The organism is Frigoribacterium sp. CFBP 13712 (genome assembly GCF_014842255.1).
Classification (GTDB): Bacteria; Actinomycetota; Actinomycetes; order Actinomycetales; family Microbacteriaceae; genus Frigoribacterium.
The window spans coordinates 191422-203971 of sequence record NZ_JACYVH010000004.1 but is presented as its reverse complement, the minus strand read 5'-3'; the positions used below and the strand labels follow the sequence as shown (position 1 = coordinate 203971).

Below are 12550 nucleotides of genomic sequence, written 5' to 3'. Positions count from 1 at the left end.
GTGGGCGGGTGCCGGTCAGACGACCGGGCCGCCGCCGTCCTCGGTGGAGCGACGCGTGACGCGCTCACCGGTCACGGGGTCGACCGCCGAGCGCGAGGTCGAGGTGACCTGGCGTCGGCGAGTCAGGAACACGATGCCGAGGAGGGTGATGACGACCCCCGCGGCGATCAGGATGTAGCCGACCAGCTGGATGTCGATACCGGCCACCTGCAGGTCGAGTGCGAACGCGAGGATCGCGCCGATCACGATCAAGGCGATTCCGCCGCCGATGCTCATGGGTTCTCCTTCGTCACGCATCCTGCGAGTGCCGAACGGGCTCGTCCCGATCGACCGGATGCTGTCTGACGCCCACGCTACGCACGAGACGGCCGCCGTGTTCCGCTCGCCCCCGACTGGGGGTGCCCGCCCGCCGGCCGGTGTCGCCCCGCCTGCGGGCCCCTGTCGCCCCGTTCGCCGCCCGGTGCCGCCCCGCCCGGCGGCTCGACCGGGTGCCCTCCCTCGCGCTACTGTCGTCTCACTCCGAGGCGAGCCCGACCCGACGGCCCTCGTTGAGCGACGACCGTCGCTCGTTTCCCGGTGGTGGGGCCGCGGTCGGCTCCCTCGGAGGCCCGCACCCGACGGCCGCTCACCCACGACGCCAGAAGATGGATTTGACGCCAGCAAAAAACCTGGCGTCGTGTCCGCATCCTGGCGCAGTGCCCGTGCCCCGCCGCTACCCGCGGTGCAGCAGCTCGAGCGTCGCGCGCAGCCCGGCGGCGTCCAGCTGCCCCGGCGCGCTCGACTCGCCCACCGTGCCGAAGGTCAGGCACGAGCCGAAGGCCTCGCCCGCCACGCGCGACACCGCGCCGAGCGGCCCCATCGACATGGTCACGGCCGGCACCAGCCCCGCCCCCGCCCTGAACTCGAGGGTCGCCGCGAGCAGCGTCAGCACGTCGTCCGCCGACCGTGGCATGGCGGCGAGCTTCACGACGTCGGCGCCGAGCTCCTGCTGCAGAAGCAGTCGCGAGACGATCTCGTCGCGCGTGGGCGTCGCGGCGAAGTCGTGCGACGACATGATGACCGGCACCCCTGCCGAGCGCGCGGCGTCGACGACGGACTCGAGCACGTCGGGCTGCGTGAACATCTCGACGTCGACGGCGTCCGCCGCGCCCGTCCCGATCAGGGCGCCGAGCAGCAGGCCGTAGTCGTCGGGGGTGATGTCGCGCTCGCCGCCCTCCTGCTTCGTGCGGAAGGTCGCGATCACCGGCACGTCGTCGGGCAGGGTCGCCCGGACGGCGACGAGCGCCGACATGGCCTGAGCGATGTCGTCGACCGCGGTGAGCCAGTCGACGCGCAGCTCGACGACGTCGTACGCCTCGCGGGGGAGTGCGGCGGCTGTGGCGACCAGCGCCTCCTCGGTGCGACCGGTGAGCGGCACGCAGACGGCGGGTCGGCCGTCGCCGAGCACGATCGACCGCAGGGTCACGGGGCGAGGGGTCGGGATCATGTCAGCGCCTTCCGTCGTCGGAGGTCGGGACGGATTCCGAGGATGCCGAGGAGGCGCGGGTCGACCCCGAGAGGGAGCCCACCGCCCGACGCATCGCCTCACGCACTCGCGCCGCCTCGCGCGGTTCGTCGACCGCGGTCGTGGCGCCCCCGCCGTCGTGCCCGGCCCGCGCCTCGCCTTCGCCGCCGTCGGCGAAGAGAGCGACCTGCGAGATCGCCTGCTCGACGAGCATGTCGAGCCCGTTCAGCACGAGCCCCCCGGCGTCGGACCAGCGGGAGGAGGCGCGGGTCGGCCACGGCTCGTAGGCGACGTCGAACAGCAGGGAGGCCCCGTCGACCGGTGCGAGCGGGAGGTCGTCCGCCGCGCCTCCCGGGAGGGTGCTGATGACGAAGTCGAGAGGGCCGAGACCGGCGAGCGCCGTCAGCGGGTGGATCTCGAGGTCGACCCCGAGATCGGACGCGAGCGGCGCGAGCTCGCCGGCGCGACGGGGGTCGCGGACGAGCACGGCGACCGAGCGCACCCCGAGGCGCCAGGCGGCGGACAGCGCCGAGGCGGCCGTGGCGCCCCCGCCGAGCACGACCGCGGAGGTCGGCCGGGCGTCGTGCCGCAGGGCGACCGAGCGGACGATGCCGTCGACGTCGGTGTTGTGACCATGCCGTCGCCCGTCGGCGTCGAGGACGACCGTGTTCGCGACGCCCAGCCGGCGGGCGAGCGGCGAGACGGTGTCGAGCAGCGGCAGCACCTCGCGCTTCAGCGGCATGGTGAGACTGAGGCCGCGCCAGCTCCGATCGAGGGAGGCGACGAAGCCGCCGAGCGCCCCCGAGGCGACCTCGACGCGGTCGTACTCGTAGGGCAGACCGAGGGCGTCGTAGGCGGCCCGGTGCAGCACGGGCGAGAGCGAGTGGGCGATGGGCGAACCGAGCACGGCGAGGCGGGTGCGGGGTGTGGTCACGCGGGCACCTCCGGGCTCGATCGGCGGACGCCTCAGCCTAGCGATCCCTCCCCAGACGCCCCTGCGTGAACAACACGTGACGTTCCTCGGCGGATCCTTGCCCGATTCCCAGCCGAAACCTAGGCTCTCGATGTCGACCCTCGTTCAGGGGAGTCGTCGGCCCCGACCGCCACGTACCAGGAGCACAGACGCCCATGCGCACAAGCCCCCCGTCCTCAGAGAACCGAAGCCAGGGAGGCGGTCGTCGCGTCCGCGGAGTCGCTCTCGTCGGCGTCACCGTCGCGGCGCTCGGTCTCGGCACGCTCGTCGCCGTCCCGGCCCAGGCGGCCACGACCACGATCGACATCCTCGGCATCAACGACTTCCACGGGCGTCTCGCTCAGGAGGCGAGCCCGACCGCGGGCGCAGCGGTCATGGCGGGCAAGGTCAACGAGTTCCGTGCCGCGAACCCGAACACGCTCTTCGTCTCGTCGGGCGACAACATCGGGGCCTCGACGTTCACGTCGTTCATCCAAGACGACGAGCCGACCCTCGACGCCCTCAACTCGATGGGGCTCGACGTCAGCACCCCGGGCAACCACGAGTTCGACAAGGGTCGCGCCGACTTCGACGACCGCGTCGTGCCGCGCAGCGACTTCCCGTACGTCAGCGCGAACATCCTCGACAGCGCGACCGGCGAGCCCGTGTACGACCCCTACTACGTCGAGGAGGTCGGCGGCGTGAAGGTCGGGTTCATCGGCGCCATCACCGAGCTGATGCCCGAGCTGGTCAGCCCGGCCGGCATCGAGGGGCTCGAGTTCGGCGACATCGTCGACTCGGTCAACCTGGCCGCCGCCGAGCTCACCGACGGCGTCGACGACGCCGACAACGGCGAGGCCGACGTGCTCGTGCTGCTCGTGCACGAGGGCAACGCGACCGCCGTCGAGGCCGACGCGACCGGCGACTCCGACTTCGCGGACATCGCGAAGAACGTCTCGCCCGAGGTGGACGCCATCCTCTCGGCGCACACGCACGCGACCTACGACTTCGAGAACATCGTGCCGACGGGCGGCACGAAGCCCCGTCCGATCGTCCAGACCGGCAGCTACGGCGCGAACCTCAGCCACCTCACCGTCACCTACGACGCCGCCACCGACGAGGCGTCGGTCACCGGCGCGCTGGTGCCCCTGTACCAGTCGGCGGCACCCGACCCGGCCGTGGCGAAGATCGTCTCCGACGCGGTCGCCGTGGCCGCCGTCGAGGGTCGCAAGCCGGTCGGCACGATCACGGCCGACGTCCTCCGGGCCAAGCAGCTCGACGGCAGCGAGAACCGCGGCGGCGAGTCCACCCTCGGCAACCTCGTCGCCGACGCCCAGCTCGCCGCGACCGTCGAGAACGGCGCGCAGATCGCGTTCATGAACCCGGGCGGTCTCCGCGCCGACCTCAAGTACGCCTCGAGCGGCGACGCGACGATCGACCCCGACGGCCGCGTGACCTTCCAGGAGGCCGCCGCCGTCCAGCCCTTCGCCAACACCCTCGTCGTCTCGACGCTGACCGGTGCGCAGATCCGTCGCACGCTCGAGCAGCAGTGGCAGCCCGCGGGCTCGTCGCGGCCGTTCCTCAAGCTCGGCGTCTCGAAGGGCCTCAGCTACACGTACGACCCGACGGCCGCCGCCGGCTCGCGCATCGGTCAGATCCTGTTCCAGGGTCAGCCGCTCGACGAGACCGCTAGCTACAAGGTGACCGTCAACTCGTTCCTCGCCTCGGGCGGCGACAACTTCACCGCCCTGAACGGCGCCTCGGCGAAGGCCGACAGCGGCAAGGTCGACCTGCAGAGCCAGGTCGACTACTTCGCGGCGAACCCCGTCGTCTCGCCCGACCTCGCGCAGCGCTCCGTCGGCGTCGCCGTCCCCGCCGCGCCCGAGGGCGGATTCGCCCCCGGCGACACCGTGTCGCTCGGTCTCTCGTCGCTGCTGTTCAGCAACGGCGGCCCCACCACGGGCACCGTCACGGCGGCGTTCGACGGCACGCGGGTCGGGTCGGCCCCCATCGACGGCACCGTGGTGACCGGCACCGACGAGCAGGGCCGCGCCACGCTCGAGGTGACCGTGCCCGAGGGGCTCGAGGCGGGCACCCGCCAGCTGACGATCTCGGTCGAGGGCACGAGCACGACCGCGACCGTCCCGCTGGAGATCGCCGCGCCTCCTGCCGTCCCGATCGAGTCGGTCATGGCGCCCCGCATCACGGGCGACGCGGTGGTCGGCCGCACGCTCCGCACCGACGGAGGCGCGTGGAGCGTCGACGGCGTCACCCGCGCCTACCAGTGGACCCGCGACGGCGCGCCCATCGCCGGCGCCACCGGCGACCGGTACCGCCTCGTCGCGGCCGACGCCGGCCGCTCGATCGCGGTCACGGTCACCGCGACCGCCGAGGGCAGCACCGAGGCCTCGGCGAGCTCGTCGGCGGTCACGGTCGACAAGCTGTCGTCGCGGGTCCGCGGCGGCGCCTCGGCCCTCCTGACCACCTCGCGTTCGCCGGTGAGCTACACGGCCACGGTCACCGGCGCGGTCACCCCGACCGGCACCGTCGCCGTGCGCGACAACGGCCGCACGGTCGGCACCGCCACCGTCGGCCCCGATGGCAAGGCGACCGTCCAGGTCGGCAAGCTCGGCCGCGGCATCCACCTGCTGACCAGCGAGTACAGCGGCGACGTGGCGCTCGAGGGCTCGGCCGGTGGGCTCGCGGTCGTGATCGTCCTGTTCTAGCAGCAGTCACCGGCCCGACGGCCCGTGTCGTGCGTCCCTCGCGGGCGTCGACGCGGGCCGTCTCGGCGTCCGGACGGCGGGCCGCCGGGTCGCGCGGGGGACTGTCGGGGGCGCCCCTTACCCTCTAGTCGTGACCGTCGCCTACCACCGCATGTTCCGCGCACTGCCGACGTACCGCTGGTACCGGCCCGTGCTGGCCGCCGTGCTCGCGGTCGTCTTCTATCTCGTCCTCTCGAACGCCTTCTTGCTCGCCGCGACGGCCGTGCTGCGGGTCGTGGCCGGGGCCGACGCGGTGGGTCGCGTGTACCGGGCGCTGCAGGCCGATCCGCTCGACGCCTCCGAGCCCCTCGTCATGCTGCTGACGCTCGGGTCGATCGTCATGATGCTGCCGTCGGTGCTGCTCGCGACCCGCGCGGCGGGGCTCGGCGGGCCGGGGCGCCTCTCGAGCGTCGCGGGGCGCCTGCGCTGGGGCTGGTTGGCCCGCTGTCTCGTGCCGGCCGCCGTGTTCATGGGGCTGACGGTGCTGCTGAGCTCGTTCGCCGTGCCTCTGCTGACCGGCGCGTCGATCGGTCTCGGGCCCGTGACGACCCCGCCTGAGGCGCTCGTCTGGTCGCTGGTGGTCATCGTGCTGCTGGTGCCGCTGCAGGCGACGGCCGAAGAGTACGCGTTCCGCGGGTTCGCGATGCAGGCCCTCGGCTCGTGGATCGCCTGGCCCGCGGTCGCGATCGTGCTGCCGACCATCGCGTTCGCCGCCGCGCACGCGTACAACCCGTGGGGGCTCGCCGACGTCGCCGTCTTCGGGGTGGCCGCGGCCTGGCTCACCTGGCGGACGGGCGGGCTCGAGGCCGCCATCGTCGCCCATGTGCTCAACAACGTCGTGCTGTTCGTGCTGCTGGCGCCGTTCGCGGGCACCCCGTCGAGCGACGGCAGCCCGCTGGGCCTCGCGGTCACCGTCGTCACGACGCCGCTGTACGTGTGGCTCGTCGTGCGGGCGTTCGACGCGGCGGGGCTCGATCGGTCCTCCCCAGACGGTCTCGTCGGGGTGGTTCCCACCAGGAGGCACGGGGCCGACGAGCCTGTCGGTCGCGCCTCTTAGACTCGCCTGGTGACCAACGCTCCCACCACCTCCGCCGTCGCCCGACCGGCCTCCGCCGCACCCCTCGACGTGCTGCAGCGGGTCTTCGGCTACGACGACTTCCGGGGGCAGCAGGCGGCGATCATCGAGCAGGTGGTCGGCGGCGGCGACGCTCTCGTGCTGATGCCGACCGGTGGCGGCAAGTCGCTCTGCTACCAGGTGCCCGCTCTCGTGCGAGAGGGCACGGGCATCGTCGTCTCGCCGCTGATCGCACTGATGCAAGATCAGGTCGACGCCCTCGAGGCGGTCGGCGTGCGTGCCGAGTTCCTGAACTCGACCCAAGACCCCGACACGCGGCGCGAGGTCGAGCGGGCCTTCGTCGCCGGCGAGCTCGACATGCTCTACCTGGCACCCGAGCGACTGCGGCTCGATTCGACCAAAGACCTCCTCGACCGCGCGCGACTGTCGCTCTTCGCCATCGACGAGGCGCACTGCGTCGCGCAATGGGGCCACGACTTCCGCCCCGACTACCTCGAGCTCTCGGTGCTGCACCAGCGCTGGCCCGACGTGCCGCGCATCGCCCTGACGGCGACGGCCACCGAGACGACGCACCGCGAGATCTCGGCCCGGCTCGAGCTCGACGCCGCCGCGCACTTCGTCGCCGACTTCGACCGGCCCAACATCCAGTACCGCATCGAGTCGAAAGACGGCCCTCAGCAGCAGCTGCTGCGGTTCATCCGCGCTGAGCACGACGGCGACGCCGGCATCGTCTACTGCCTGTCGCGCAAGTCGGTCGAGGGCACGGCCGAGTTCCTGGTCAAGCAGGGCATCGCCGCGCTGCCGTACCACGCGGGTCTCGACGCGGGCGTGCGGGCCCGCAACCAGTCGAGGTTCCTCCGCGAAGACGGCATCGTCATGGTCGCGACGATCGCGTTCGGCATGGGCATCGACAAGCCCGACGTGCGCTTCGTGGCCCACCTCGATCTGCCGAAGTCGGTCGAGGGCTACTACCAAGAGACGGGGCGAGCGGGTCGCGACGGCCTGCCGTCGACCGCCTGGCTCGCCTACGGGCTGCAGGACGTCATGCAGCAGCGCCGCATGATCGACCAGTCGGAGGGCGACGCCGACCACCGGCGCAAGCTCAGCGCCCACCTCGACGCCATGCTCGCGCTCTGCGAGACCGTCGAGTGCCGGCGCGTGCAGCTGCTCGGCTACTTCGGCCAGACGAGCACCCCGTGCCACAACTGCGACACCTGTCTGACGCCGCCCCAGGCGATCGACGGCACCGTCGCCGCGCAGAAGCTGCTCTCGACGGTCGTGCGCCTCAAGCGCGAGCGCGACCAGCAGTTCGGCGCCGGTCAGATCATCGACATCCTGCTCGGCAAGACGACCCCGCGCATCACGCAGAACCGGCACGAGCAGCTCGCGACGTTCGGCATCGGCTCCGAGCTCACCGAGATCGAATGGCGGGGCGTCGTCCGGCAGCTGCTCGCCCAGGGCATCCTCGCCGTGTCGCCCGACGGCTACGGCACGCTGCTGATCACCGATGCGGCGGGCGAGGTGCTCTCGGGGGGCAGGCCGGTGCGGCTCCGCAAGGAGCCCGAGCGGGCACCCCGTGCGGCTCGATCGCGTCCGGGGTCGGCATCGGGTGCGCGGGGTTCGCGAGCGGGCGCCGGTGCGGCCGATCTCGACGCCGCCGATCAGCCCCTCTTCGAGACCCTGCGCCAATGGCGGGCCGGCATCGCGAAGGCTCAGGGTGTGCCCGCGTACGTGGTCTTCGGCGATGCGACCCTCCGCGGCATCGCGTCCACCCGTCCGACCTCCTTCGACCAGCTCGCGACCATCAGCGGCGTCGGCCAGAAGAAGCTCGACACCTACGGCCAGCAGGTGCTCGACGTCGTCGGCGGCACGTCCCCCGAAGACGCGGCTGAGGCGGCGGCTTCGGCGACCTCGGCCGGGTCGAGCCGCGCCGAGGCGCCCCGGGCCGAGCCGACTCGCACCGCGCCTACTCCGGCGCGCGCCAGTCGGGCCGAGCCCGCTCGCGCTCGGCCCGCGCCGGCGCGCCCGCCTCGCGACGAGCCGCCCCACGACGATGCGCCGCCGTACGACGAGCCGCCCTTCGACCCCTACGACGAGAGCGTCCCGCCCGACGACTGGCGCTGAACCGTCGTCGCGCGGGGCCTCCGGCGCGCCGAGCCGGCCGGCGTCGGCGCGGCTGGCCGCTCGTGCGCGGCGTCGGGGCGGCTAGGGGCGCGTGCGCGACCGCTGGGTCAGCAGCACGAGCGACAGAGTCGTCAGCAGCATCGCCCCCCAGCCGCCCGCGAACGGACCGCCGTTCAGCTGCGAGACGTATGCGGCGGCGAGCATCAGGCCGCCGGTCACCGGGCTCAACGCGTACACGAGCGGAACGCTCAGCGGCGGTCGGACCCCGCCCCGTCGCACATCGACGCGCACCGCCACGATCATCGTGGTCAGGAAGAACGACAGCAGCGCCGACGACACGTAGAGCATCCGCGCGACCATGCCCGCCACGGGGCCGAGGGCGTCCGGCGTCACCGACAGGGCGCCGGCGAACGCGAGCACCCCGAACAAGCCGTGGACGACCGGCGAGAGCAGGTAGATCGTCCGCCGTGCGAGACCCGCGGGCAGGGGGACGACCGCGTCGGCCGGCTCCGCGAGCGCGCCCGCGTCCGCGTCCGCATCGGCGTCCGTCGCATCGAGCACGAGAGCGTCCGCCTCGACGGATCCGGACGCATCTCTCCGCAGTCGCATCCCCTGCGCTGCCCGTCGCTTCGTCGTCATCCCCACGGAGCCGAGCATAGGAGTCGCCCCGCACCTCGGCAATCCTCCATAACGGGGACACGACCGGTCTCGCCCCGATACCGCCCGGTGCACGCGCGCATCACCCGTCGCGGCCACCCCGGCGGTCGACCGGGTGGCCGCCACCGCGCCCCGCCCGCCGCTCCGCTCGCGAGCCCCGCCCGCAACCCCTGCCTGTGAAGCTGCTGCGGACTCGGAGACCGGGCCGTCCTCGGCGGAATGCCCGCGCCTCCTCGGTGGTTCCGCTCGGGGTGCGCTCCGGCGCACGTCGACATCCGTCTATGAAAGGACTCACTGTGAGCCTGTTCTCCTCCGCCACGTTCGGCGACCTCGTGCTCTCGAACCGCGTCACCATGGCGCCGCTGACCCGCGTCCGCGCCAGCGAGGGCGACGTCCCCGGCGACCTGCCGGTCGAGCACTACTCGCAGCGCGCCACGATGGGTCTCATCGTGACGGAGGGCACCTGGCCGACGCAGGAGGGCAAGGCGTACCCGGGGCAGCCCGGCATCGTCACCGACGAGCAGGTCGCCGGCTGGAAGCGCGTCGCCGACGCCGTGCACGCGAAGGGCGGCACGATCGTCATGCAGGTGATGCACGGCGGTCGCGTCACGCACACCGAGGTCACCGGCACCGAGCGCATCGTGGGCCCGAGCGCGGTCGCCATCGACGGCGTCGTCCGCACCCCCGACGGCAAGCGCGACTACCCCGTGCCCCACGCCCTCACCACCGAGGAGGTGCACCAGGTGATCGCAGACATCGTCACCGCCTCGAAGCGCGCCGTCCTCGAGGCCGGCCTCGACGGCGTCGAGCTGCACAGCGCCAACGGCTACCTGCTGCACGAGTTCCTGTCGCCCGTCTCGAACGTGCGCACCGACGAGTTCGGCGGCACCCCGGAGAACCGCGCGCGGCTCAGCATCGACACCGCGGTCGCCGTCGCCGACGCCATCGGCGCCGGTCGTGTGGGCATCCGCATCTCGCCGATGCACAACATCCAGGACGTCGTGGAGACCGACGTCGACGACGTCACCGCCACGTACGACGCCCTCGTCGACGGTCTCGCACCGCTCGGCCTGTCGTACCTGAGCATCCTGCACGCCGACCCGCGCGGCGAGCTCGTGCAGCGACTCCGTCGCCGTTTCGACGGCAACGTCATCCTGAACAGCGGATTCGGCACCGTCACCGACCTGGCCGAGGCCCGCGACCTGGTCGAGAGCGGCTTCGCCGACGCCATCGCAGTGGGTCGCCTCGCGATCGCGAACCCCGACCTCGTCGCCCGCTGGGAGCGCGGCACCGAGCTGAACGAGCCCGACCCGAGCACGTTCTACGGCCCGGGCGCCGAGGGGTACACCGACTACCCGACGCTCGCGAGCGTCTCGAGCTAGTCGGCTCGGGTCCGCCCGCCCGCGACCCGCGCTCCACCCGCCGCCGCACCCGTACGGTGGTCAGAACCTGCCCTTCGCGTCCCGCGCGAGGGCGTCTTCTGCCCACCGTGCGGGTGCGGTGCGGTGCGGGTCGTCCGCGGTGGTCAGAACCTGCCCTTCGCGTCGCGCGCGAGGGCGCTTCCTGCCCACCGTCCGGGATCCAGGCGACTCGCCGCAGACGCCCGGGCGGTGGCGGATACGATCGACGAGCGGCACCGCACCGGCCGCGAGGAGAAGACCGTGACGAACTCGTATCTGCCGCCGCTGTTCGAGCAGCTGGCGGCCCGTCTGCGGCGGGCCCTGCCCGGCGTCGAGATCGACGGGCGTCCGTCCGACTACCTCGTCGGCGGTGCCGCCCTGCGCCTGCGTCTCGGCCACCGTCTCTACCTCGACCTCGCCGACGACGGCCGCGACTGGTTCGTCGCCGGTCTGTCGGCCGACTCCACCGGTGTGACCCCGGTCGCCGACCGCTCGGTCGAGCGCCTCGGGCTGCCGCTGCACAGCGATCAGGCGGTCGTCGTCGATGCCGTCGTCGCCTCGGTCGGACGCTGGGCCGAGGCGGTGGGGGCCGACGAGGCGGATGCGCCGGCCGTCCTCGCGCGCCGACCCGCGCCTCCTGCGATCCCCGCGCCCGCCGCCTTCGGGGCGCCGACGCCCGCCCCCTACGTGCCCCGCGACCGGGCCCACGGCCCCGACGGGTACTGGCAGCCGACGCCCGAGGGGTCGCCCAGCCCGCTGCGTCGGCGGCGGCCGCTCATCGCCATCGTCGCGGTGGTCGTGATCGTGATGCTCGGGCTGTCGTCCGTCGGCCTCATCGGGGCCGTGCGCGGCTTCGTCGACGCGGCGTCGAGCACCGGCGGCGGCACGGGCGCCGACGGCGGGTCGGGCGGCGGTGCGGACGGCAGCGGCTCGGGCACCCCCGTCGAGGACCTGCGACTGGGCGACTGCTTCTCGTTCGGCCAGGGCACCACCGGCGGGGTCGTCGTCGAGGTCGAACGACAGGACTGCACGACACCGCACGACAACGAGGTGTTCTTCGAAGACGAGGCGCCCGACGTCGAGTTCCCGGGCGATCAGGCCCTCAGCGAGGCCGCCGACCAGCTCTGCTACGACGCGTTCCCCGGGTTCGTGGGCGTCGAGTTCGAGGAGTCCGTGATCGGCTACGACTTCCTCCAGCCCACCGAAGAGGGCTGGAGTGCGGGCGACCGCATCATCAGCTGCTACCTCTACGTCGACGGCCAGACACTGACGAGCAGCCTGCGCGGCTACGGCGGCTGACCGCCAGGGCCCCGAGGAGGCGCGGGTCGGCCCCGAGGAGGCGCGGCTCGGCCCCGTAGAATCGACCCACCGAGCACGTCGTCACCCGAGTCGACGCCGCAGCGAGAGGACGACGCGTGACGCTGGTCGATCGACTGTTCCGCCAAGACGACTGGCGGACCGTGCCGAACGCGATCACCCTGGTGCGCCTCCTGCTGCTGCCGGTGTTCATCGTGCTGATCGTCGACCGGCACTACTGGTCGTCGATGGTGGTCATCGCCGTCGTCTTCCTGACGGACTTCGTCGACGGCTTCGTCGCCCGCAAGACGAACTCGATCTCCGAGCTCGGCAAGTGGCTCGACCCGGTCGCCGACCGGCTGACCGTCATCGCCGTCGTGGCCGCCTTCGCACTCGGCGGGCTGCTGCCCTGGCCGGTCTTCGTGCTGATCCTGCTGCCCGACGTGCTGCTCAGCATCGTGTCGCTCGTCGCGTTCGGCGGGGCGTCGTTCCCGGTCACGTGGGTCGGCAAGGTGCGCACCGCGTTCATCTTCACGGGTCTGCTGCTGCTGCTCGTCGGGGTCGCGCTGGTCGACCAGGGGCGGGTCGACGGGGCCGCGGGGCTCGAGTCGGTCGGGCAGACGGTCGAGACGGTCGCCTCCGTCCTCCTCGTGATCGGGCTGATCGGGCACTACGTCGCCGCGGTGATCTACGGGGTCGCCCTCGGTCGGCGCATGCGCGACCGCTAGGCAGCGAGGCGGTCGGCGCGGCAGCTGGCTGCGGCGCGGCACCGGCGGC

Annotated in this window: 10 protein-coding genes; 6 read left to right on the top strand and 4 right to left on the bottom strand. The window is 72.9% G+C overall.

What is annotated here, in order from left to right; all coding sequences use genetic code 11:
* Nucleotides 1-15: 15 nt before the first annotated feature.
* The 3 genes from IFT51_RS09300 to IFT51_RS09290 all read right to left on the bottom strand — a co-directional run bounded on the left by IFT51_RS09300 (nt 16) and on the right by IFT51_RS09290 (nt 2438).
* Complete coding sequence (locus IFT51_RS09300) at nt 16-276, bottom strand: DUF6458 family protein (protein ID WP_192060804.1); 261 nt, start codon at nt 274-276, stop codon at nt 16-18.
* A gap of 436 nt (nt 277-712) precedes the next feature.
* A complete protein-coding gene (aroD, locus tag IFT51_RS09295; RefSeq protein WP_192060803.1) occupies nt 713-1486 on the bottom strand; it encodes a type I 3-dehydroquinate dehydratase in 774 nt (257 codons plus the stop codon).
* A 1-nt stretch (nt 1487) separates the two neighbouring features.
* The gene (locus IFT51_RS09290; protein ID WP_192060802.1) at nt 1488-2438 is read right to left on the bottom strand and encodes a shikimate dehydrogenase; all 951 of its coding nucleotides are present in this window, start codon (nt 2436-2438) and stop codon (nt 1488-1490) included.
* Nucleotides 2439-2632: 194 nt separating this feature from the next.
* Between IFT51_RS09290 and IFT51_RS09285 the strand changes: the two genes are divergently transcribed.
* The 3 genes from IFT51_RS09285 to recQ all read left to right on the top strand — a co-directional run bounded on the left by IFT51_RS09285 (nt 2633) and on the right by recQ (nt 8420).
* Complete coding sequence (locus tag IFT51_RS09285; RefSeq protein ID WP_192060801.1) at nt 2633-5182, top strand: 5'-nucleotidase C-terminal domain-containing protein; 2550 nt, start codon at nt 2633-2635, stop codon at nt 5180-5182.
* Nucleotides 5183-5312: 130 nt separating this feature from the next.
* Complete coding sequence (locus IFT51_RS15585; RefSeq protein ID WP_192060800.1) at nt 5313-6278, top strand: type II CAAX endopeptidase family protein; 966 nt, start codon at nt 5313-5315, stop codon at nt 6276-6278.
* A gap of 9 nt (nt 6279-6287) precedes the next feature.
* A complete protein-coding gene (gene recQ, locus IFT51_RS09275) occupies nt 6288-8420 on the top strand; it encodes a DNA helicase RecQ (RefSeq protein ID WP_192060799.1) in 2133 nt (710 codons plus the stop codon).
* An 81-nt stretch (nt 8421-8501) separates the two neighbouring features.
* On the opposite strand, the gene IFT51_RS09270 is transcribed toward recQ, so the two are convergent.
* A complete protein-coding gene (locus IFT51_RS09270; RefSeq protein ID WP_192060798.1) occupies nt 8502-9059 on the bottom strand; it encodes a hypothetical protein in 558 nt (185 codons plus the stop codon).
* 314 nt (nt 9060-9373) lie between these two features.
* Between IFT51_RS09270 and IFT51_RS09265 the strand changes: the two genes are divergently transcribed.
* From IFT51_RS09265 to IFT51_RS09255, 3 genes are all read left to right on the top strand, one after another.
* Nucleotides 9374-10459: an alkene reductase gene (locus IFT51_RS09265; RefSeq protein WP_192060797.1), complete on the top strand. Its 1086-nt coding sequence runs from the start codon at nt 9374-9376 to the stop codon at nt 10457-10459.
* Nucleotides 10460-10687: 228 nt separating this feature from the next.
* Nucleotides 10688-11776 carry a septum formation family protein gene (locus tag IFT51_RS15580; protein ID WP_192060796.1) on the top strand — a complete coding sequence of 363 codons (1089 nt, stop codon included), beginning with the start codon at nt 10688-10690 and terminating at the stop codon, nt 11774-11776.
* 116 nt (nt 11777-11892) lie between these two features.
* A complete protein-coding gene (locus IFT51_RS09255) occupies nt 11893-12501 on the top strand; it encodes a CDP-alcohol phosphatidyltransferase family protein (protein ID WP_192060795.1) in 609 nt (202 codons plus the stop codon).
* Nucleotides 12502-12550: the final 49 nt, after the last annotated feature.

Excerpts from the sequence above, each read along its gene's own strand:
- IFT51_RS09270 (WP_192060798.1), bottom strand. The coding sequence starts at position 9,059 with ATGACGACGAAGCGACGGGCAGCGCAGGGGATGCGACTGCGGAGAGAT.
- IFT51_RS09285 (WP_192060801.1), top strand. The coding sequence starts at position 2,633 with ATGCGCACAAGCCCCCCGTCCTCAGAGAACCGAAGCCAGGGAGGCGGT.
- aroD (WP_192060803.1), bottom strand. The coding sequence starts at position 1,486 with ATGATCCCGACCCCTCGCCCCGTGACCCTGCGGTCGATCGTGCTCGGC.
- IFT51_RS09300 (WP_192060804.1), bottom strand. The coding sequence starts at position 276 with ATGAGCATCGGCGGCGGAATCGCCTTGATCGTGATCGGCGCGATCCTC.